This is a genomic window from Maribacter cobaltidurans (assembly GCF_002269385.1).
Lineage (GTDB): Bacteria > Bacteroidota > Bacteroidia > Flavobacteriales > Flavobacteriaceae > Maribacter > Maribacter cobaltidurans.
The window spans coordinates 2263128-2284466 of record NZ_CP022957.1; the positions used below are offsets into that span (position 1 = coordinate 2263128).

The window sequence follows — 21339 nt, forward strand, 5'->3', positions numbered from 1 at the left end:
AAGGTATGAATAAGGCAAAACTATTGGGACTTATATTAGGGCCTCTTTCCTTTGTATTGATTCTTCTTTTTTTTCATCCAGAAGGATTGTCAAAAGAAGCAAACGCTGTCTTGGCATCAACCGCATGGATTGCCATCTGGTGGATAACAGAGGCGATTCCCATTGCTGTGACGGCACTTTTGCCAATTGTGCTTTTTCCGCTCTCCGGGGGGTTGGACCTTTCTGCCACTTCTGGGTCTTTTGGGCATAAGTACGTATTCCTGTACATGGGGGGGTTCGTCATCGCCATAGCCATTGAAAAATGGAACCTGCACAAAAGAATCGCCCTGAACATAATTCATTTGATCGGTGCCGATATCCGAAAAATTATTTTGGGTTTTATGGTAGCCACAGCTTTTTTGTCCATGTGGATTTCCAATACCGCGACCTCCGTGATGATGCTTCCTATCGGATTGGCCATAATTAAACAATTAAAAGATAATCCGGCTACTGTAGAGGACGAAAACCTGTTGTTTGGAAAATCGCTTATGCTGGCCATTGCCTATAGTGCCTCCATAGGGGGTATGGCCACCTTGATAGGCACACCCCCAAATTTGGTTTTGGCAGGAGTGGTTTTGGATACTTACGGTTATGAAATCACCTTTATGCAATGGTTTATTTTTGGACTCCCCATTTCCATTGTACTGATTTTTATTTGTTGGAAATATTTGACTCGGTACGCATTTTCCTTTAAACAGGTAGAATTTCCTGGAGGTAGGGCAGAAATACAAAGACTTAAAAGGAGCCTAGGAAAAATCTCCTACGAGGAAAAGTTGGTTTCCATTGTTTTCGCTGCAACGGCTTTTTGTTGGATTACACGTTCCTTTTTGTTGCAAAAGCTTTTACCTGGTCTTGATGATACTATAATCGCTATTTTTTTCGCCGTACTGCTTTTTTTGATTCCAGCGAAGAAAAAAGGGGAACAACTTATCAATTGGGAGGAAGCAGTAAAAATGCCTTGGGGAATTATATTATTGTTTGGAGGTGGTATGGCCTTGGCCAAAGGTTTTGAGGAAAGTGGCCTGGCCGTTTGGATAGGGGGACAAATGGCTTCACTATCCGGTTTGCCCATATTCTTACTGGTTTTGGTGCTGATAGCAGCAGTAAATTTTTTAACGGAAATTACCTCAAACTTGGCCACAACGGCTATGTTGTTGCCCGTTTTGGCACCCATGGCGTTGTCCATTGATGTACATCCCTTTGTTTTAATGGTGGGTGCTGCAGTTGCGGCCTCGTGCGCATTTATGTTGCCCGTTGCCACCCCGCCCAATGCTGTTGTATTTGGTTCCGGATATTTAAGGATTCCAGATATGGTGAAAAAGGGATTCTTTATGAACATTACGTCCATCATAGTTTTGAGCCTTTTCGTCTATTTTGTCCTGCCTGAATTGTGGGATATTGTCATTAATGTATTCCCCCAAAATCTTAAAAAATGAGATTACTAATCATACCTGATAAGTTTAAGGGCTCCTTAACGAGCGAAGAAGTTTATAAGGCCATAAAAAAGGGTGTTGAAAAGGTCACGGAGAATTCCCATTTTCATTTTGTGAAAGCTTCGGATGGAGGGGATGGATTCTTGGAAGCCATCAAAACATATAGAAATTGCTCCGAGGTAAAGATGCAGACATTAGACCCTTTGGGACGAAAAATTTCTTCTATGTATCTGTATGATGGGCAGACCCAGTCGGCCTACATAGAAATGGCCAATAGCTCAGGTATGGAACTGCTTCAACCCAAGGAACGAAATGCCGGTTTGACCACTACCTATGGAACAGGGCAACATATTGAAGATGCTCTAAAAAGAGGGGCAAAATCTATTTACGTGGGGCTTGGTGGAAGTGCTACCAATGATGGGGGAATTGGAATTGCCAAAGCGCTAGGATATGATTTTCTGGATAGGGATGGAGCTTCCCTAAAACCTATTGGTAAACATTTAAGTGAAATCCATGATATTGTAAAACCGGTACATGGTGTAGATACTTCGGAGGTTCGTTTCTATGCCGTGAACGATGTAAAGAATCCTTTATTTGGTGAGAATGGGGCCGCTTATGTTTATGCAGCGCAAAAGGGAGCGGACAAAAGTATGATTGAAGAACTTGATCAGGGGTTGAGAAACCTTTCTGAAATTGTGATTGGTAGTATGGGGAAGGATTTTTCAGACCTTCCCGGATCTGGAGCTGCAGGGGGTACGGCATTTGGACTAAAGGCTTTTTTGAATGCTGAATTTTTAAGTGGCGTAGATTTTATATTGGAAGTATCCGGGGTGAAACAAGTTTTGGTCGAGGAGAAGTTTGATTACCTAATTACGGGCGAAGGCAAGATAGATGCACAAACTCTGAGCGGAAAATTGATCGAGGGCGTAGTCGAACTTGCAAAAAAATACCAGATTCCAGTTTTGGCCGTCTGTGGAATGTTGGATGTTCCATTAAATGAACTTACTTCTAAAGGAGTTATTGATGTTATTGAAATCCGCGATACAGGAAAGAGCTTGGAATACAACATGGAAAACGCCTCTATCTTATTGGAGGAGAAAATTTCACGGTACTTTGAGGAATTGGTTTAATAATTTTTTTCAGCAAATCCCTACGTTTTATATTTATGAAATTATCAGTTATTCATTAATTATTTTCTAAATAGATAATTATTAAATTGATTTAGTGCATTTAATGTACAAAAGAATGGAAATTCCATAGTTTATTTATCGAATTTTTATTGGTTTATCGTGAATTTCATATTTCTTACCGAAAACAGTACGAATACCTGTTGATTTTCAAGGGCTTCAGCGCTAAATTTAATAGCTTTGAATACTAAAACAGTACCTATTATGCAAAGTTCGTCTTCCAAACAAAGAACAATCTCACTAAAGAATTACGGAATCCTTCATGATAATTTTCATTATCAGGAAACACCAGAGGAACTACAAAAGGCAACCCTGGACCTAGGAATGGGGGTGGAAACCAATAATGGTACACTTGCAGTCAATACGGGCGAATTTACGGGTAGGTCTCCTATGGATCGTTTTATCGTTAAGGATGATATTACCAAGGATAGAGTTTGGTGGGGACCCGTAAATATTCCGTTCGAACAGGAAAAATTTAATGCGCTATACAATAAGGTTATTGCCTATTTGAATAAAAAAGAGTTGTTTGTTAGGGACAGCTATGCGTGCGCAGACCCTGAGTATAAATTAAATATTAGGGTCATAAATGAATATCCTTGGTCCAACATGTTTGCCTATAATATGTTTTTACGTCCCACGGATGAAGAGTTGGAAAATTTTACTCCGGAATGGACGGTGATCAATGCACCTGGATTTAGGGCAATTGCGGAGGAAGATGGCACAAGACAGCATAATTTTGCCATTTTAAACTTTACGGAGAAAGTAGCTCTTATTGGAGGTACGGGATATACAGGTGAAATAAAAAAAGGAATCTTTTCAGCGCTGAATTTTATTTTACCGGTATTTAAGGAAACTTTGCCCATGCATTGCTCTTCAAATGTTGGTGAAGAAGGGGATACGGCCATTTTCTTTGGGCTTTCCGGAACCGGTAAAACAACCTTGTCAACGGATCCTGAGAGAAAATTGATAGGGGATGATGAACATGGATGGACCAGTAGGAACACTGTCTTTAATTTTGAGGGAGGATGCTATGCCAAGGTCATCAATCTTTCCGAGGAACAGGAACCCGAGATTTACAATGCCATTAAACCGGGAGCCATTTTGGAAAATGTAATCTTGGATGAAAATGGCAATGTAGATTTTACCGATACCTCCATAACACAGAATACAAGGGTGAGCTACCCCATTTACCATATTGATAATATCCAACAGCCCTCTATAGGGAAAAATGTAAAGAATATTTTCTTTTTAACAGCCGATGCTTTTGGGGTGCTGCCTCCCATTTCCAAGCTAACGCCCAGTCAGGCCGCTTATCATTTCATTTCAGGGTATACGGCAAAGGTTGCTGGAACCGAGGCTGGCGTGGTGGAGCCTCAACCTTCTTTTTCCGCCTGTTTTGGTGCGCCGTTCATGCCATTGCATCCCACGAAATATGCCGAGATGTTAAGCAAAAAAATGAAAGAGGCCGGTGTAGATGTATGGTTGGTCAATACGGGTTGGACCGGCGGTCCTTATGGGATTGGTACCCGAATGAAACTTAAATACACTCGTGCCATGATCAGGGCGGCGCTTAATGGAGACTTGGGTCTTTATTCATACAATACCTATCATATCCACTCCGTATTTGGAGTGGCCCAACCTAGAGAGTGCCCAGGCGTTCCTACCAGTGTCCTGAGCCCAAGGGCAACTTGGAACGATGATGAGAAGTATTATACGACCGCTTTTAAGCTTTCTAACGCCTTTAGGGAAAATTTTAAAAAGTTTGAAAAGTATGCCAATGAGGAGATAAGACGGGGAGGTCCGCAGAGATATGCGTTTTAATCTATAAGTTACAAGAAAATAAAACTAAAAAGGCCCTGCAATCTGCAGGGCCTTTTGGTATTTGATGTAACGCAATTTATTTGTTCGCGTTCGTGATATATTTTTGTAACGCCATGGTCATGGACGGAGTCTCCGGAGTGGGAGCCTTAATGTCAATTCTAAGTCCGGCACCGGTAGCTGCCTCAACGGTAGAATTGCCAAAAACCGCAATTCTAGTATCATTTTGCTTAAAATCAGGGAAGTTGTGTAGTAGGGACTCAATACCTGATGGACTAAAAAAGACCAAAATGTCATAGTAAACATCCCTTAAATCTGATAAATCACTGATGACCGTCTTGTAAAAAATTCCTCGTTTCCAATTGATGTCCAACTCATTCAAGGTTTCAGGAACATCGGGTTTTAAAACGTCGGAAGAAGGTAGCAAAAACTTTTCGTCCTTATATTTTTTTATCAGTGGAACTAAATCGGAAAACAAACGTTTTCCTACATAGATTTTTCTTTTTCTATACACCACATACTTTTGAAGATAGTATGCTACAGCCTCTGATTGACAAAAATATTTCATGGTGTCCGGCACCTTGAAACGCATCTCCTCCGCTATTCTAAAGAAATGGTCTACTGCGTTTCGGCTTGTAAGTATAATTGCCGTAAAATCCTTTAAATCAATTTTTTGTTGACGTACGCTTTTGGCATCTACTCCTTCAACATGGATAAAGGGTCTAAAGTCAACCTTTACCTTTTCTTTGTCGATGAGCCTGGAATAGGGAGAGTTTTCCATTTTAGGCTCAGGCTGAGAGACCAAAATTGTTTTTACTTTCATAAGACACACTATTTTAGAAAGCTTCCCATTATTATAAGGGGTGCAATTTCGAGTGCGCAAAGGTACAAAATAAAATAGAAAAAGTAGGAACTAATGAATTTTTGATGAATCCTAACCACTGTAACCCAGCCAATAATATTAATGATAATAAAAAGGACAATCGCTGATAAAACTACTGTCATTGAGTTAATGTATACAAAACTCAAAAGTATATTGGCTAGAAAAAGAACGATACTGCTATAATTTAAATACGAGGCTTTTTTAAACAGTAATTCGTTAATGGTACCGTAGGATCCAAATATAAAACCATTTCCTAGTTGTAGGAACATTTTGGTCAAAACAAAAAGAAAAATGAATCCGAGAATTACAAAAAAAGTCACATTTGGAACCTTTATTTCCGGACTTGAATAAGCACGCCATGTCAAATATAAAAAGAGGGAAATGTTTATTATTTGAAAAACTGTAAGCAGTATATGAAACCAATTGAAAAGCTTCTCCTTTTTATTGTACATAATAATGTACTTGTTGTTGAAAGGTAAAATGATAAAATTTAAAAAGCGGGTATAGAAAATCTTTTTGGCAATGACCATCAATATCAGGCTTACCAATAGCACTAATGTAATCCAATCTATATTTTGAGTAATCCTAGTAATCGGCTCCATTAATGAACTGGTATTGGTTTTCCATTAAGACCGGGATAAAGCCCATTTTCCGAAATTACCACCCTAATGTAGCCTACTTTTTCCTGATTATAATCAGGAATCTCCAAGGAAAAATCGGTCGTATCTTTTTTGGATAAAATTTCCATGCCCTTTTCCAAGGGCGTTGGTGTCACCGGTTTCAAACTTAAGGTATTTTTATAGGGACTCAAATAGGCTATTGAAAATTTAAGTTTTGATAGTTCAATATCAACATCATACGGGTTTACTATTTTAAGATGATACCCTGAACTGCCCAATGATACACTTTCCTCTTCAAGTATACATTCCAGCTTTCTATAGGAATTAAATTCCGGAATGTATTTGCCCTTGTACACCCATCCATCTGGTTTGGTATAGGAAAATGTATTATCATTTATATACTTGGAAAGGTAAGCTACTTTTTTACCCCTAACGCGTTCTTCTGAGTTATCTATGGAATATTGGTTCTTCCTATACATGACATTATTTAGGGAAAATGTAGGTATCCCTCCAGAATAAAATTCATACATAGGGGCATTTCGGTAGGAGTTTTCAAAAACCACGGGTATGTCGCCAACCTCTTCGTGGATTTCATTGACCCAAACTTTATTGCCGTGACTTTCATAATAAAAGTTGAAAAGCAGGGGTTGATGAACAAGTCCCAATCTTAGATAAAGAATTAGAACGGCATTCACGATTCCCAATCTGATAATCCATTTGAGCACAGATTTATGCCCCAACATATAGTTATAGACGATGACGACCAGAGGTATGCAAATGACTATAATCCACTGTGTTTGCACCCTCCTGTTGAAACTTGAAATAAAGAAGAAAAGAATAACTCCATATACCAGATATAAAAGAGCCTTATTAAATAAATCCTTGCTCTTGGTTTTATAGAGGGCATAGTAGATAAAAGGAAAGGTAAGCCCAAATATGGCGATCAGATTCACAAAAAAGCCCAACGTATACTTTTCAAATGAATAGGCATCATTGGGGCGTTCATATAAATGATATTTAATACTCACAAAATCGTTCTCGTAAAGCCAATAAAAATGAGGTACATAACAGATTAACGCCACTAAGACTGACAACCATGCATACCTATTCTTAACCAATTTTAAGTTGGAAAGCAACACAAACAAAATAACAAGTACGGCATGGTATTTACTGTACATCAGTGCAGCCATACAAATTCCCAATACAATTGCCGTAGTAATTTTTTCGGCCTTTAAAAAGTGTTTATAAGACAATAGAAAGCAGGAGGTAAAGAACAGCAAGGGGGTGTCTGGAAGTGTAAAGAATCCGTACGCATTTAATAGGGTCATTGAAAATACCAAGAGAAAAAAATGCGGTATGTATCCATTCTTTTCTGGTTTATCTATAAGTAACCAGAGTAAAACAAGGTTGACCGTAGAAATTACGCAACTCATAAAGCGAACCCCAAGTTCACCATTAAAAATAAGACCGCTTATTTTTATGAGCAGGGCAACCATGGGAGGATGGTCAAAGTACCCCCAGGCCATATTTTGACTATAGTACCAATAGTAAGCTTCATCGAATATTAACTCCGTGAAAGAGGATTGCACTAAATTCAGAACAAAAAAAGCAGCAAGGAAATAATAAAATTGCTTTGGGGTTTTTTCGAACATTCGCAGTCGTTAAAGGTGTAAAATTACAAACTTCTGGTTGTTTTCCTTTTTTTAAATCGAGATTAAAGGTACCACGCCGTTTTTTCACCATTATTAAAATATTACTTTTGTGATTATATAGCCAAATAGATGTCCAATAGTGTTGTAATCATTCCTACTTTCAACGAAATTGAAAATATTGATGCGATAATCAATGCTGTTTTTCAGTTGCCAAAAAAATTCCATGTACTTGTTGTAGACGATAACTCTCCAGATGGCACCGCGAATCGCGTAAGGGAATTACAGAAACAGTTTGGGGGTAGTCTTTTTTTAGAGGTCAGGGAAGAAAAATCGGGTTTGGGCACGGCTTACATCCATGGGTTTAAATGGGCCATTGCCAGAAAGTATGATTATATTTTTGAGATGGATGCAGATTTTTCCCATAATCCAACTGATTTATTAAGGTTGCTAAAAGCCTGTGAGAAAGGGGCAGATGTATCGGTCGGTTCTAGATACAAAAAGGGAGTGAACGTAGTCAACTGGCCCCTGTACAGGGTTTTGTTGTCCTATGGGGCGTCCTTTTATGTTAAAATGATAACCGGGATGAGAGTCCATGATCCAACGGCAGGTTTTGTCTGTTACAGGAGACATGTCCTTGAGAGTATCGAGCTGGATTCCGTTCGTTTTGTTGGGTATGCATTTCAGATTGAGATGAAGTTTAGGGCATATCTCAAAAATTATAAAATAGAGGAGGTTTCCATTATCTTTAAGGATAGGGTAAAAGGAAAATCCAAGATGAGTTCTTCTATTATCAGCGAAGCAATCTGGGGGGTCTTTGTGATGAAACTTCGTAGTCTTTTTCAAAAAAATAAATTTTAACCATGAACAAAACGCTATTAAAAAATGGCAAGGTTGTAAACGAAGGGACAATTAAGGAATTGGATCTTCTTCTGGAAGGGGATTATATTTTGCGCATTTCCAACGATATTTCGGACAAGGATGCAACGGTCATCGACCTAGAAGGAAAATATGTTTTACCGGGTATAATTGATGATCAAGTACATTTTAGGGAGCCTGGCCTTACACATAAAGGAAATATAGCCACAGAAAGCAGGGCCGCAGTTGCTGGTGGTATTACTACCTATATGGAACAACCCAATACAGTTCCGCAAACTACGACGATTGCCAAACTGGAGGAAAAATTCTCAATGGCCAAGGAAACCTCCTTTGCCAATTATTCCTTTTTGTTCGGTGGTACCAACGATAATTTGGAAGAATTAAAACGCTTGGATAAAAATGCCTGTTCAGGGATAAAATTATTCTTGGGTTCCTCAACAGGAAATATGTTGGTAGACGATGAAGCGGTTATAGAAAATATATTCAATAGTACAGAAATGGTAATTTCCGCACATTGTGAGGATGAAACCACTATTCGTAAAAACTTAGAAGCATACCGGGAGAAGTATGGAGAGGATATCCCAATACAATACCATCCTCTTATTAGAAGTGAGGAAGCGTGCTATATATCTTCCTCAAGAGCTATAGCTTTAGCAAAAAAAACAGGGGCCAGGTTACATGTGTTTCACTTATCCACGGGAAAGGAAACAGCTTTGTTCAGGAATGATATTCCATTGGAGGAAAAGAAGATTACTTCTGAGGTATGCATTCACCATTTATGGTTTTCAGACAAAGATTATTTGGACAAGGGAACGTTGATTAAATGGAATCCGGCCGTGAAGACGGCACAGGACCGCAAAACACTTTGGAAAGCCTTGTTGGATGATAGGATAGATGTAGTGGCCACAGATCATGCCCCTCATGTACTCGCAGAAAAGGATAACCCCTACACCAGTGCCCCAAGTGGAGGACCCTTGGTTCAACATGCACTACCTGCTATGTTGGAAAAGCATTTGGATGGAGTTATTTCTTTGGAACGGATGGTTGAAAAAATGTGCCATAATCCCGCCAAATTATTCCAAATTGAAAAGAGGGGATTCATTAGGGAAGGAAATTTTGCCGATCTGGCCGTGGTATCCCTTAATGCTCCTTGGAAGGTTTCCAGAGAAAATATACTATACAAATGCGGGTGGTCTCCTTTTGATGGAAATTCTTTTAGGGCCCGAGTGACCCATACGTTTGTCAATGGACATTTAGCCTATGACAACGGAAAATTATCAGAAAAAAGAAACGCAAAAAGACTCACATTCAATAGATGAGAAGAATTAAAATTGTCATGCTCATAGTGTTTTTCACCTATTCTTGTGGTGAAAAATTAATAGAAGAACCGGAGAACCTTATTCCAAAGGATAAGATGATTTTGGTATTAAGGGACATGGCGTTAATTAATGCGGCCAAAGGTGCTAACCTGGGAATATTAAAGGATAATGCGATAGAGCCTACCAATTATGTTTTTGAAAAGTATAAAATTGATAGTGCTCAATTTGTGGAGAGCGACCGTTATTATGCCTCCTTACCATTAGAATATGAAGCCATTTATACCGAAGTAGAAACGATATTGGAGCAAAAAAGAATACAATTGGAGCAAGAAAAAAAAGTTGCTGATAGCCTGAAGTATCTAGAAAGCAAACAGAATAAACCCGCAATAGACAGCTTGGGGACTTCCACTAATTTGAAGAATGATGTTCCGTAATATATTTTTTGGCGCTAAAAGCAATACTGTGCTCTACAGACTCAAATTCAAAACCTAAGGCCGTCCTAATTTTTGTGCTGCTATACGTTTCAGGATGTAAAAGTGAGTACACGGAGTTCTTGGTAATGGTTCTGGGTTTTCCGGTAATTAGGGTCTTGAAAAAATCGAAATACCTGCCTATTTTCAGTTGCCATTTCTTAAGTCTTTTACTTGGTATCTTTTTTTCTATATGTTTCGCTGTTAGGCTTATGGCTTCCTTGAAGGAAAGATTTTCGGCTACCAAAATAAATCTTTCGTTCTTAATGGAGGATTCCATTAACTTCATCATAATTTGAACTACGTCATTTACGCTTACAAATCCTGTACCCCCCGGTGGATAAAAGGAATATCCTCTGTTGACCGTAGTAAATAGTTTTCCACTTCCATTTGCCCAGAACCCTGGTCCAATGATAACCCCTGGATTTACAATTACGGCATCTAGATTTTCTTGGGTACCCCTCCATACTTCCATTTCGGCAGATTTTTTTGTGAGGGCGTATACATTGGTATACAATTCGTTCCAGTCATTTTCTTCCGTGGCTTCTTTTCCACGAAGACTTCTTCCAATAGTGCCAATAGTACTTACGTAACAGAGTTTTTCAATGTTATGGTGAATACATAGATTTACAATATTGGCCGTTCCCTCTACATTCACTTTCCTTAGTTTTTTAAAATCTTTGGGATCAAATGAAATTAGGGCGGCGGCATGGTATACCTGTTTTACATCCAAAAAGGCATATTCCAAGGAAGGAAGGTCGAGAATATCGCCTTGGATCCAATCGATTTGGTCAAAAATTGACTGAACATCATCCTGATAATAAGAGAAGACTTTTTTTACCTGCTGAAGTTTTTCCTGAGATCTATAAATGGCCCTGACCTTGATTTTAGATAGAACCAATCTTAATATCAAGTGAGAACCCACCAAGCCCGTACCTCCGGTAACTAAAACCATAATTCAAATTTAGGGAATACACATGGATAAATTCCTCTCCAATTCAAGTTGATCAGCGGCATTTTTCCTTTTATATTTGCAGGGAATCAAAAAGAAATAAATCAAATGGCTTCAAACTTTGTAAAGGAGTTGGAATGGAGGGGAATGTTGCACGATGCAATGCCTGGAACGGAAGAATACCTTATGGAAGGAATGCAATCTGCCTATGTGGGCATAGACCCAACGGCAGATTCTTTGCACATAGGTCATTTAGTGGGGGTAATGATGTTAAGACACTTCCAGTTGGCCGGGCATAAACCTTTTGCATTGGTTGGCGGTGCCACTGGAATGATAGGGGACCCATCCGGAAAATCCTCGGAGCGTAATCTTTTGGATGAAGCTACCCTTCGTCACAACCAGGAAGCCTTAAAAGCTCAGCTGGCCAGATTTTTGGATTTTGAGAGCGATGCGAAAAACGCAGCGGTTTTGGTCAACAATTATGACTGGATGAAAGACTTTTCCTTTCTGGATTTTATTCGAGACGTGGGCAAGCACATTACCGTGAATTATATGATGGCGAAGGATTCCGTAAAAAAGAGACTTTCTGCCGAAGCAAAGGAAGGCATGTCATTTACGGAATTTACCTATCAACTGGTGCAAGGGTATGATTTCCTGCATCTATATAGAACCTATAACTGTACCCTACAAATGGGTGGCAGTGATCAATGGGGCAATATTACAACCGGTACGGAGTTGATTCGAAGAATAGGTGGTGGAAAAGGATATGCACTTACCTGCCCGTTAATCACGAAAGCGGATGGCACCAAATTTGGAAAAACGGAAAGCGGGAATGTTTGGCTGGATGCCGAAAGGACCTCCCCCTATAAATTTTATCAATATTGGCTGAATACTTCGGATACGGATGCCGAGAAATATATCAAGATTTTCACTTTCCTTACAAAAGAAGCGATTGAGGATCTTGTAGCCCAGCATTCTGAAGCCCCACACCTTAGGTTGCTCCAAAAGAAATTGGCGGAGGAAATTACCGTGATGGTCCATTCACAGGAAGATTTGGATAATGCGGTAAAGGCCAGTGATATACTTTTTGGAAAGTCTACTTCGCAAGATCTCAAAGGGTTAAATGAAAAAACGTTTTTGGATGTTTTTGAAGGTGTACCCCAGGCTGAAATTCCTATGTCCTCTTTGGATAATGGTTTGGATATGATTGGGGCATTGTCTGCGCAAACCGGTTTTTTGGGCTCCAATGGAGAAGCTCGGAGGGAATTAAAACAGAATTCTATTTCAGTGAACAAGGAAAAGGTCAAGGAAAACTATGTCATTGGCAGGGAGGACCTTATTAATGGGAAATTTGTTTTGCTCCAGCGAGGCAAGAAGAATTATTTTGTACTTAAACTAACGGAATAGGGGCAACCTTTTATTGGTTTCTTCATCTTTCCAAAAAGTTCTGTTATGAAGCGATTTTTTTGGGTGATGATTTCCATTCTTTTTATATCATGTAATCAAGACGATGGGCCGGTAATTCAGGATACTTCTCTCAACGGTGAGTGGATCCTTCAGGACATCAGCTGCTTTTGCGGTTTTGACCCGGAGATTGATTTCTCTGAAACCCGGTTGTTTTTTGATACAGAAAACGATAAGCTCACCGTTTTCAACGACGGGGATAATCAATTTTTCAAGCAATCTGGGGATTATTATTACGGGGGACAAAACAATATTCTGACCTTTACCGATGATACTAGTTATCAATTTGAGATCAAAGGAAAACAAATGTCCTTGGTGTATTTGGACAACCCCAATATTGCCGATGACGAAGTAGCTTATTTCTTTGTTAGGCCTTAGTTTTAAGAAACTAGTTAGGGGTTAATTCAGCCACCCTTTTGGCTTTATTCCCATAAGTATTGACAAAAGTTTCTTTTACCCTTTTTGATTTATAAAAGTATGGTATCCAGATGGCAGCCGAAATTATGGATCGAAAAATATCATTAGAACCGGTTGGGTCTGGAATACCTACTTGGTTCATAACAAAGGATTCTATGATTGTTAAGGTCATGGTCATAAAATAAAAGACCATCATGAGTTTGGGAGCACTGGTTCTTTTTTTAAAGAACAAGAGAATGGCAAAAATGGTAAATACCAAAAAGGAAATATTATAGAAAATTTCAAAGCCAAGATATATATTTAAGAATTGATGATTTTCGTAGCCACCTAATTCAAAACCCTCCCAAATACCTTTATTAAAATATTCGGCAGTAAAAAGTTGGTTAATAACAATAAATGGGGTAAGAACCAATCCAATAGCTGGAAGAATTAGCCAACCTCCAAAACTTCTTGGGTTAGCCAAGTCATTGGATTCGGGTTCAGGATCATAGTCCTTAAATAATTTATAACCAAGGAGTCCGCTTAGAATTAGGCTTAGTAATGCAATAATTATTGATAACCAACTATACTTTGAACTACCTTCAAAAGGGGTATATGTAAGTTGAAGACCCAAAGCATTATTTATTTTTTCGTGTTCTGCCAGGAAATTTTTAAGTAATTCTGCGGGAATAACTTCGCTTTTAAGTTCATAATTGTAGTTTACAGTTATAATTCTTCCTATCTGTTTGGTTTTTTTGCTAAAGGAGAACAAATCGTTATCTATTATAATGTCGTCAATATTTATTGACCACACCTCTGGAAGCGTAACCCTTGTAGTTTGGGAAAATGAATATGGAAGTCCTGCATAATAGGACATGGTTCTTTGCGGAGAGGCTTGATAATTAATAAGACTTTCCAGAACCAGTGAATAAGTATTGAAATAAAGATTGCCATCGTTTTCGTCTGTTTCCCATGGGGTATCGATGGAATATGATTCATAAGTAGTTAATATATTTTCCCAGGGTCTTGAATCATCCTTAAAGTTAACAGGTTCTAAAGAGGAAATGCTGGGATATAAATTGCTATAGAAGGTTAGATATTCCTGACCGATGTTTTCAACTGTATTACTCTTGAAGTAAGAACGCATGTAATCTGACTTATTTCCAGAATATTCGGTTTTAACCGTAAAATTAGCTTTTCCTCCTATAGAGTCTATAACAATGTCTTCAATAATGTTTAATCTTGATTTTTGAGATTCCGGTATTTTTTTAAGGTTCTTAGAATTCTTCCTCAAAATTAGTCCGTTATGGTAGTCAGGTGTATATAAATGGTTTAAATCGCCCCCTTGGTTGGAAATTGTGGGGTCTACAAAGTACTCTTTACCCTCGTGTTCAAAATAAACAATGCAATGATTGAATAAATTATGACTCGGTGCCAATGTTTCCAAATTTCTGTTGGATTCTGTATTGACCAACATAGGAAATGAAGTTATGCCTTCACCTTGTAATAGTGTAGAGAGAAGCAGTGATTTATCTTTACAGTCACCATATCGATGGTCCAACACAGCCTTTGGCCCATTTGGCTTGTATGCGCCTATTCCTTCCTCAAAACCCAAATATCTAATTTCATCTTGTACAAACCTTATTGTTTTTATGATAATATCCTCTTTAGAGTCGATATCCTTATCACGGGATATTGGAGATTTCAAATTTTCTGGTAATATTTTATAATGAGGTAGTAGCAAATCTGTAACTTCTAGCCAGTTATTAAAAGTTGAGACAGATACTTTTTTTTGAGTATTCATCCAATATGGTGTATTTGAATCATATCGAACGTACTCTGGCTCATCAATCTTCCAAGAGTATTCTTTACCGAACCTAGTATTTTCTATTTTCGGGGCAATTGCATTGTTAAGGAGCTGATAATTAATAGGCTGTTTCTCATCTGTAACTAATTTGTGATAAATTTTTCCCACTGGCAAAGTATATTCTTGGTACAACATACTGGAATAATTGCCTTTATTTATAGGATTAAAACCTTTAATGGAATACGAAAATTCGATGATATCCCCAGTTCGTATATCACTTAGGTTGATAACAGCTGTATTGGACCCATCATATAGTGAACGTTCTAAATTGGTTTCACGTTGAAATGTTTTTATATTGGATTCACTTAATTTTTCAATTGTTCTCCCATCTCTAATTATTAAAGCCTTGTGAAATTCAATGGATTGAAATGATGGGTCAAAGGTTGCCGTTATATCCGAGGCTTCCTGGATTCCTTCAGAATTCAGAACTTTTAAGATTAAATGGACATATTGTTCCTTGTTGATTAAATTATCCTGATAGTCAATAAGGTAATAGGCAATACCACCTTCTTCTGTAACACTTTTGTTAAAATCAACGGTATTTACAGTAATCCAATCTGGATTGTTGGTTTTTGTTGTTTTTTGGGCTATTGAATAAAATGATAAGCTGAGAAAGAGTAAAGAGTAACAGAAAAGGCGCATCAATCTAAATGTTATTTGAATTGTAAGAAATATCCGCAATATAACGTGGTAATCTTAGTGATAGTATCAATATTCGATAATCAACGTTGTTATGGGATAAATGTACTGTACCTTAGATATTTTAATTTATCAGACTTCACATTTCCTTAACGCAACCAATCAATATTTGTAGTATCTTCATTTGTAGTCCGTTAAACTTCTATTATAGTGAAAAGGTTCTTGTCGATATTTTTGGGATTACTACTCGTATATGGGTGCACCAGCGATGACTTGGTCCTTAAGGACACCGACTTGCAGTTTTCGAGTCAGAAATGGGTTCTTGTTCAAATGACTGGTAGTATGGTGAACTCTTCAACAGAGGGAGATGATATGGAATGGCAGGAATCTTATGTCTTCAATCCTGATGGGACCTTTCTTAAAACTAGGGAACGGGATAGTGTTATAACAGAGGCCAAGGGAACATTTGAAATGGTGGAGTTTGACAATGACGATGCAGATTATTTGGAACTCACTTACATTACTGGTGCAAACTTAGCTGGAAATTGTTCTGGAGAGGACACAGAAACATTAAGATACCTATCGAATATCGAAATTTACAATACGTGGATGGCCTGCGATGGACCAGGTCTGTATTATATTATGGAACAAGATTAGTATTAAAGTGCCATCAAATTACATCCTCGGATATCCGAATGGTCAAAACGCCCCAATACTTCAAAATTACCTGTCTCGTAAACTTTTCCCAAGTCCTGTGTAGCAATAAAGGAGCAGGAATTCATATTGGCGAGGTCAATCACGTTAATGCCCCCTGCTTTGCCATAGGGAAGAAATGTTAAGGGGTCTTCGGTATCCCTGATCAAAATTTTCATCCAAGGAGGGCACTCAAAAAGACTATGTCCTTTGGAGTACGCCTGTGATAACAATTCTGTCATCCCATACTCTGAATGAATAGTATCTACCCCGAATCCCTTTTTCAAATGTTCGTGTAATTCCATTCGGATCATTTCTTTTCTTCGTCCCTTCATGCCTCCCGTTTCCATGATTATAGTATTTTCTAAATTGAGTTGAAACTTTTCAGAAAAATCCAATAGGGCAAAAGAGACTCCAATCAACAGTACTTTTTGGTTTTGTGCCTCCAGACTTTGCAGTTCGCTTTGTAACCTCTCAAAATCATGGAGGAAAAAGCCGCTTTTTGGATGATTGCTTCTTTCGATTAGCCGGTCCACCATATAAATGAGTGAAGAGCCTTTGCGCTCGAGGTATGATGGTAAAAGTGCTAGAATGCAATATTCTTCGATTTCACCAAAGAACCTTTTGAAACCTTCCATGAAGCTTTGTTCATAAAGATTTAAATCGGTGACTAAGTGTTTGCTTGTCAGTGCGCCTGTAGTACCGCTACTGGTAAATACCGTTTGAATAGGTTTCTTGGAGCTTAAGACTTCATATTCCTTAAAGAACTGTATAGGAAGAAAGGGGATTTCTTCAATACTCAATACCTTCTCTGGGTCAACCTTTAGATAATTGCAGAATCTTTGGTAAACAGGGTTATGTTCGTATTGAAAATGAAAGGTATCCAGGGATTTGGATAAGAATTCTTTCTCTGTGGTAATGGAAAAGATACCTTCTATGTCCATAGAATTTTAAATTCCCACAAAGGTAAGGAACACTATAGAAAGTATAGGGAAATGGAATACATCAAGTAACTCAAAAAACTACTTGACAACTAATTTTCTGTTGATGGATTTTTTATTTTCCGTTACCTGGATTACATAGACTCCCGGCGAAAGTCTGGAAATGTCCAAGGTTTTATTGGAAATTCTATCCGTCAACACCAATTCTCCGAATACATCATAAATTCGTATTTCCTTGGTATCGTTTTTTTCGGTCGTGACATAAACCATATCTGCCGTTGCAGGGTTGGGATATAGTTTGAACCCCGTGATTTCCTCATTTTTTAGGTTACGGAAATCAATAGTGTCCTGGGCATATGCCATGAATGAAAATCCCAGTAACAGGATAAAGTAGATTTTTTTCATAGGGCATTGATTTGGGATCAACACCATAAAGTTACTTCAAAGCGGGCCGATAGAAATAAAATTGTTGTGAACTGTAATATTTTGTATGTCAACAAAATAGCCCGTGCGATTCATCGGTTTTTTATGCCGATAATCGATTGTTAATTTTTGGATGAAGAAGGAAAATTTATTTGACAATAAGCTTTCTAGTGGCCATTTTGTCCTTTTCAAAGACACGTAATACATAGACGCCGGCATCCATATCGTTTAAGGATAGTTCCTTACCTAAAATAGTGGTCTTTAGGATAAGGGTTCCAAAGACATCATATACAAAGATTTCCTTTGGACCGTTGATGGCCGTAGTAATGTAGACCTTACCATTTGTAACCGGATTGGGATACATGCTAAAACCTTCTATATCCCCCTGATTTTGGGAACTCTGTCCAAAACCAACAGCACAAAAAAGGAATAAAACAACGAGGTAAAGGTGCTTCATATATAGCTGGTTACAAATGCTATGCCACAAATATAGGAATTTTAGAAGCTGAATGTCAATACGATAGAACCCTTTCTTTGAATTTTTCGATGAAATGCAAAAGGCCTCGCAGATGCGAGGCCTTATTATAATATTTAAATTGCTAATACTTAGTTGGTCGCCCAACCAAAGATTGCAACATCTACAGTTGCTGGCCCTTCATAGGTTAATGCGGGGTCAGAAGTAGCACCTTCGATGGTTACGTTAGTAACGGCACCACCGTCCCTATAATCAATAGATGTGTCATAACCTGTCAATGAAAGACCGGTTATCGTAGCACCGGACTCTTTTTTAAATTGAAGAGCCGTACCACCAACGGTAGAAACCGCGGTAAAGTTCACTAAGGAAGGATTGCCATTGTCGCCATCGGCCTCAACGGCAGTTGAGAAACCTGCTTCGGTATGAAGCACATAGGCATCGGTCAAAGTACCGTTCCAACCTTCCGTCCAGTCAACTGCATCGTCCTGGTTGTTTTCCAAATAGAAGTTGGAAGCGGAAACAGTACCGCCGAAGAACTCGACACCATCGTCCGTACCATTTAAGATGGCCACGTTGCTGATAGTGGTAGCCGAACCAACCGCATAAAGTGTAAGACCGTTGTACTGTGACTCGGGGTTGATCTGTGCACCGGCGTAGTTGATGATCAAATACTCGATGCTACCTGAGTCATCGGCGTCATTGGTTCCACCATAAATAATATTACCAACTTCTGCAGTGGCATCTGTACCTTTTGTAGTTGTGGCATCACCAGCAATAACCAATCCGCCCCAATCACCAGGAGTTTCATTGGCAGAAGTCATAACAACAGGGTTGGCTGCAGAACCTTGAATATCAATCTGACCACCCTTTTGAACTACGATATAGGTGCTTGTCTCTTCTCCAGCTTGAACATCCGCAACTATTTTTGTACCTGCTGGAATGGTTAATTTTGCGCCACTTTCCACACTTAAGGAACCATTCAAAAAGTAGGTTGTTGAAGCATTAAGAGTAACATTACTAGTTACAGTTCCTGTTAATACATTGGATTGAGATTCGGAATTTCCAGTTGCCCAATAGAACATAGAAGCACTTACAGTAGCTGGACCTTCATAGGTTAAAGCAGGATCAGAGTCAGCGCCTGCAATTTGAACGTTTGAAACAGCTCCACCATCCCTAAAGTCAACTGAGGTATCGTAGCCTGTCAATGAAAGACCGGTTATCGTAGCGCCGGACTCTTTTTTGAACTGAAGTGCAGTACCACCAACGGTAGAAACCGCGGTAAAGTTCACTAAGGAAGGATTGCCATTGTCGCCATCGGCCTCAACGGCAGTTGAGAAACCTGCTTCGGTATGAAGCACATAGGCATCGGTCAAAGTACCGTTCCAACCTTCCGTCCAGTCAACTGCATCGTCCTGGTTGTTTTCCAAGTAGAAGTTGGAAGCGGAAACAGTACCGCCGAAGAACTCGACACCATCGTCCGTACCATTTAAGATGGCCACGTTGCTGATAGTGGTAGCCGAACCAACCGCATAAAGTGTAAGGCCGTTGTACTGTGACTCGGGGTTGATCTGTGCACCGGCGTAGTTGATGATCAAATACTCGATGCTACCGGAGTCATCGGCGTCATTGGTCCCACCATAAATAATATTACCAACTTCTGCAGTGGCATCTGTACCTTTTGTAGTTGTGGCATCACCAGCAATAACCAATCCGCCCCAGTCACCAGGGTTTTCATTTGTTGAGGTCATTATAACGGGCATAGCTTCCGTACCTTGAACATCAATCTGACCACCTTTTTGAACTACGATATAGGTGCTTGTCTCTTCTCCAGCTTGAACATCCGCAACTATTTTCGTACCTGCTGGAATGGTTAATTTGGCTCCACTTTCCACACTTAATGTTCCTTCTAAGAAATAGTCTATCGCAGGGTCAAGAGTTAAGTTAGATCCAATGGACCCACTTAATACATTACTTTCTACAGTATTGTTTGTGCCAACCCAACTGAACATGTTTACGTCAACCGTAGCAGGGCCTACATAAGATAAAGAAGGATTGGAGTCAGCACCTTCAATTTGGACATTGGAAACAGCTCCACCATCCCTAAAGTCAACGGAAATATCGTAGCCTGTCAATGAAAGACCGGTTATAGTGGCGCCGGACTCTTTTTTGAACTGAAGTGCAGTACCACCAACGGTAGAAACCGCGGTAAAGTTCACTAAGGAAGGATTGCCATTGTCGCCATCGGCCTCAACGGCAGTTGAGAAACCTGCTTCGGTATGCAGCACATAGGCATCGGTCAAAGTACCGTTCCAACCTTCCGTCCAGTCAACGGCATCATCTTGGTTGTTTTCCAAATAGAAGTTGGAAGCGGAAACAGTACCGCCGAAGAACTCGACACCATCGTCCGTACCATTTAAGATGGCCACGTTGCTGATAGTGGTAGCCGAACCAACCGCATAAAGTGTAAGACCGTTGTACTGTGACTCGGGGTTGATCTGTGCACCGGCGTAGTTGATGATCAAATACTCGATGCTACCTGAGTCATCGGCGTCATTGGTTCCACCATAAATAATATTACCAACTTCTGCAGTGGCATCTGTACCTTTTGTAGTTGTGGCATCACCAGCAATAACCAATCCGCCCCAGTCACCAGGAGATTTACTATCGGAAGTCATGACAACTGGCTCTGATGAGGTACCCTGAACATCGATTTTTGCACCTTTTTGAACAACGATATATGTACTGGTTTCGTCACCAGCAGCAGCACTTGCCGTAATTGTTGTTCCAGCAGGAATAGTCAATGTCGCGCCGTTCTCGATACTAACTACACCATCTAGCGTATACGTGTTTTGCACCTCAAGTTCTAGGTCTTCTGTAATCGGGCTGATGGAAGTTAAATTGATAGACTCGGTACAGGCGTCGCAGGATCCACCGCAATCGACACCCGTTTCGTCTCCATTCTGAATTCCATCTGAACATGTAGGTTCTTCTTCACAAGCGCCACAGGTACCACCACAGTCAATACCTGTTTCCGTACCATTTTGTATACCATCATTACAGGTAGGCCCTGGATTGTCATCGTCTTTATTACAACTAACCGTTAGTACGGCAGTTGATAAAAAGAGAAATAAAAGTTTAAAGATTCTCGTTTTCATAATTTGGATTTAAATGTTTAAATAAAATGTTCTTATC

At 39.3% G+C, this 21339-nt stretch carries 18 protein-coding genes; 9 read left to right on the forward strand and 9 right to left on the reverse strand.

What is annotated here, in order from left to right:
- Nucleotides 1-5 precede the first annotated feature (5 nt).
- The 3 genes from CJ263_RS10000 to pckA all read left to right on the forward strand — a co-directional run bounded on the left by CJ263_RS10000 (nt 6) and on the right by pckA (nt 4480).
- Complete coding sequence (locus tag CJ263_RS10000; RefSeq protein ID WP_094997133.1) at nt 6-1475, forward strand: SLC13 family permease; 1470 nt, start codon at nt 6-8, stop codon at nt 1473-1475.
- Nucleotides 1472-2602 carry a glycerate kinase gene (locus tag CJ263_RS10005; protein WP_094997134.1) on the forward strand — a complete coding sequence of 377 codons (1131 nt, stop codon included), beginning with the start codon at nt 1472-1474 and terminating at the stop codon, nt 2600-2602. The genes CJ263_RS10000 and CJ263_RS10005 overlap by 4 nt, the downstream gene beginning before the upstream one ends.
- Nucleotides 2603-2863: 261 nt before the next feature.
- Nucleotides 2864-4480 (forward strand): phosphoenolpyruvate carboxykinase (ATP), encoded by a 1617-nt coding sequence (gene pckA / locus CJ263_RS10010; protein ID WP_094997135.1) that lies wholly within the window; start codon nt 2864-2866, stop codon nt 4478-4480.
- A gap of 76 nt (nt 4481-4556) precedes the next feature.
- On the opposite strand, the gene CJ263_RS10015 is transcribed toward pckA, so the two are convergent.
- Genes CJ263_RS10015 through CJ263_RS10025 form a run of 3 tightly spaced genes read right to left on the reverse strand, consistent with a single transcriptional unit; the run spans nt 4557 to nt 7632 of the window.
- Nucleotides 4557-5300 carry a uroporphyrinogen-III synthase gene (locus CJ263_RS10015; protein ID WP_094997136.1) on the reverse strand — a complete coding sequence of 248 codons (744 nt, stop codon included), beginning with the start codon at nt 5298-5300 and terminating at the stop codon, nt 4557-4559.
- An 8-nt stretch (nt 5301-5308) separates the two neighbouring features.
- The gene (locus CJ263_RS10020; protein ID WP_094997137.1) at nt 5309-5962 is read right to left on the reverse strand and encodes a DUF4271 domain-containing protein; all 654 of its coding nucleotides are present in this window, start codon (nt 5960-5962) and stop codon (nt 5309-5311) included.
- The gene (locus CJ263_RS10025; RefSeq protein WP_094997138.1) at nt 5962-7632 is read right to left on the reverse strand and encodes an ArnT family glycosyltransferase; all 1671 of its coding nucleotides are present in this window, start codon (nt 7630-7632) and stop codon (nt 5962-5964) included. Before CJ263_RS10025 ends, CJ263_RS10020 begins: the two co-directional genes overlap by 1 nt.
- A 129-nt stretch (nt 7633-7761) precedes the next feature.
- Between CJ263_RS10025 and CJ263_RS10030 the strand changes: the two genes are divergently transcribed.
- Genes CJ263_RS10030 through CJ263_RS10040 form a run of 3 tightly spaced genes read left to right on the forward strand, consistent with a single transcriptional unit; the run spans nt 7762 to nt 10261 of the window.
- Entirely contained in the window at nt 7762-8490 is a 729-nt protein-coding gene (locus tag CJ263_RS10030; RefSeq protein ID WP_094997139.1) for a polyprenol monophosphomannose synthase, read from the forward strand.
- A 2-nt stretch (nt 8491-8492) separates the two neighbouring features.
- Nucleotides 8493-9827 (forward strand): dihydroorotase, encoded by a 1335-nt coding sequence (locus CJ263_RS10035; protein WP_094997140.1) that lies wholly within the window; start codon nt 8493-8495, stop codon nt 9825-9827.
- Complete coding sequence (locus tag CJ263_RS10040; RefSeq protein WP_094997141.1) at nt 9824-10261, forward strand: DUF4296 domain-containing protein; 438 nt, start codon at nt 9824-9826, stop codon at nt 10259-10261. Before CJ263_RS10035 ends, CJ263_RS10040 begins: the two co-directional genes overlap by 4 nt.
- Here CJ263_RS10040 and CJ263_RS10045 read toward each other — a convergent pair.
- Nucleotides 10236-11252 (reverse strand): NAD-dependent epimerase/dehydratase family protein, encoded by a 1017-nt coding sequence (locus tag CJ263_RS10045; protein ID WP_094997142.1) that lies wholly within the window; start codon nt 11250-11252, stop codon nt 10236-10238. The genes CJ263_RS10040 and CJ263_RS10045 overlap by 26 nt on opposite strands.
- A gap of 105 nt (nt 11253-11357) precedes the next feature.
- Here CJ263_RS10045 and tyrS point away from each other — a divergent pair, with 105 nt between their 5' ends.
- Complete coding sequence (tyrS, locus tag CJ263_RS10050) at nt 11358-12656, forward strand: tyrosine--tRNA ligase (RefSeq protein ID WP_094997143.1); 1299 nt, start codon at nt 11358-11360, stop codon at nt 12654-12656.
- 45 nt (nt 12657-12701) lie between these two features.
- Nucleotides 12702-13091 (forward strand): hypothetical protein, encoded by a 390-nt coding sequence (locus CJ263_RS10055; protein WP_094997144.1) that lies wholly within the window; start codon nt 12702-12704, stop codon nt 13089-13091.
- Nucleotides 13092-13101: 10 nt separating this feature from the next.
- Here CJ263_RS10055 and CJ263_RS10060 read toward each other — a convergent pair whose 3' ends face one another.
- Nucleotides 13102-15618 (reverse strand): DUF3857 domain-containing protein, encoded by a 2517-nt coding sequence (locus CJ263_RS10060; protein WP_094997145.1) that lies wholly within the window; start codon nt 15616-15618, stop codon nt 13102-13104.
- Nucleotides 15619-15825: 207 nt separating this feature from the next.
- Here CJ263_RS10060 and CJ263_RS10065 point away from each other — a divergent pair, with 207 nt between their 5' ends.
- Nucleotides 15826-16272: a hypothetical protein gene (locus tag CJ263_RS10065; protein ID WP_094997146.1), complete on the forward strand. Its 447-nt coding sequence runs from the start codon at nt 15826-15828 to the stop codon at nt 16270-16272.
- Nucleotides 16273-16274: 2 nt separating this feature from the next.
- Here the strand turns inward: CJ263_RS10065 and CJ263_RS10070 are convergent, their stop codons facing one another.
- The 4 genes from CJ263_RS10070 to CJ263_RS21100 all read right to left on the reverse strand — a co-directional run bounded on the left by CJ263_RS10070 (nt 16275) and on the right by CJ263_RS21100 (nt 21302).
- Nucleotides 16275-17252 (reverse strand): LuxE/PaaK family acyltransferase, encoded by a 978-nt coding sequence (locus CJ263_RS10070; protein ID WP_094997147.1) that lies wholly within the window; start codon nt 17250-17252, stop codon nt 16275-16277.
- Between the two features lie 78 nt (nt 17253-17330).
- Nucleotides 17331-17654 (reverse strand): T9SS type A sorting domain-containing protein, encoded by a 324-nt coding sequence (locus CJ263_RS10075; protein WP_094997148.1) that lies wholly within the window; start codon nt 17652-17654, stop codon nt 17331-17333.
- Nucleotides 17655-17820: 166 nt separating this feature from the next.
- Complete coding sequence (locus CJ263_RS10080) at nt 17821-18129, reverse strand: T9SS type A sorting domain-containing protein (protein WP_094997149.1); 309 nt, start codon at nt 18127-18129, stop codon at nt 17821-17823.
- A gap of 149 nt (nt 18130-18278) precedes the next feature.
- Nucleotides 18279-21302 carry a beta strand repeat-containing protein gene (locus tag CJ263_RS21100; protein WP_199768166.1) on the reverse strand — a complete coding sequence of 1008 codons (3024 nt, stop codon included), beginning with the start codon at nt 21300-21302 and terminating at the stop codon, nt 18279-18281.
- Nucleotides 21303-21339 lie beyond the last annotated feature (37 nt).

Coding starts and splice junctions, on each gene's coding strand:
- CJ263_RS10000 (WP_094997133.1), top strand. CDS start 6: ATGAATAAGGCAAAACTATTGGGACTTATATTAGGGCCTCTTTCCTTT.
- CJ263_RS10005 (WP_094997134.1), top strand. CDS start 1,472: ATGAGATTACTAATCATACCTGATAAGTTTAAGGGCTCCTTAACGAGC.
- pckA (WP_094997135.1), top strand. CDS start 2,864: ATGCAAAGTTCGTCTTCCAAACAAAGAACAATCTCACTAAAGAATTAC.
- CJ263_RS10015 (WP_094997136.1), bottom strand. CDS start 5,300: ATGAAAGTAAAAACAATTTTGGTCTCTCAGCCTGAGCCTAAAATGGAA.
- CJ263_RS10020 (WP_094997137.1), bottom strand. CDS start 5,962: ATGGAGCCGATTACTAGGATTACTCAAAATATAGATTGGATTACATTA.
- CJ263_RS10025 (WP_094997138.1), bottom strand. CDS start 7,632: ATGTTCGAAAAAACCCCAAAGCAATTTTATTATTTCCTTGCTGCTTTT.
- CJ263_RS10030 (WP_094997139.1), top strand. CDS start 7,762: ATGTCCAATAGTGTTGTAATCATTCCTACTTTCAACGAAATTGAAAAT.
- CJ263_RS10035 (WP_094997140.1), top strand. CDS start 8,493: ATGAACAAAACGCTATTAAAAAATGGCAAGGTTGTAAACGAAGGGACA.
- CJ263_RS10040 (WP_094997141.1), top strand. CDS start 9,824: ATGAGAAGAATTAAAATTGTCATGCTCATAGTGTTTTTCACCTATTCT.
- CJ263_RS10045 (WP_094997142.1), bottom strand. CDS start 11,252: ATGGTTTTAGTTACCGGAGGTACGGGCTTGGTGGGTTCTCACTTGATA.
- tyrS (WP_094997143.1), top strand. CDS start 11,358: ATGGCTTCAAACTTTGTAAAGGAGTTGGAATGGAGGGGAATGTTGCAC.
- CJ263_RS10055 (WP_094997144.1), top strand. CDS start 12,702: ATGAAGCGATTTTTTTGGGTGATGATTTCCATTCTTTTTATATCATGT.
- CJ263_RS10060 (WP_094997145.1), bottom strand. CDS start 15,618: ATGCGCCTTTTCTGTTACTCTTTACTCTTTCTCAGCTTATCATTTTAT.
- CJ263_RS10070 (WP_094997147.1), bottom strand. CDS start 17,252: ATGGACATAGAAGGTATCTTTTCCATTACCACAGAGAAAGAATTCTTA.
- CJ263_RS10075 (WP_094997148.1), bottom strand. CDS start 17,654: ATGAAAAAAATCTACTTTATCCTGTTACTGGGATTTTCATTCATGGCA.
- CJ263_RS10080 (WP_094997149.1), bottom strand. CDS start 18,129: ATGAAGCACCTTTACCTCGTTGTTTTATTCCTTTTTTGTGCTGTTGGT.
- CJ263_RS21100 (WP_199768166.1), bottom strand. CDS start 21,302: ATGAAAACGAGAATCTTTAAACTTTTATTTCTCTTTTTATCAACTGCC.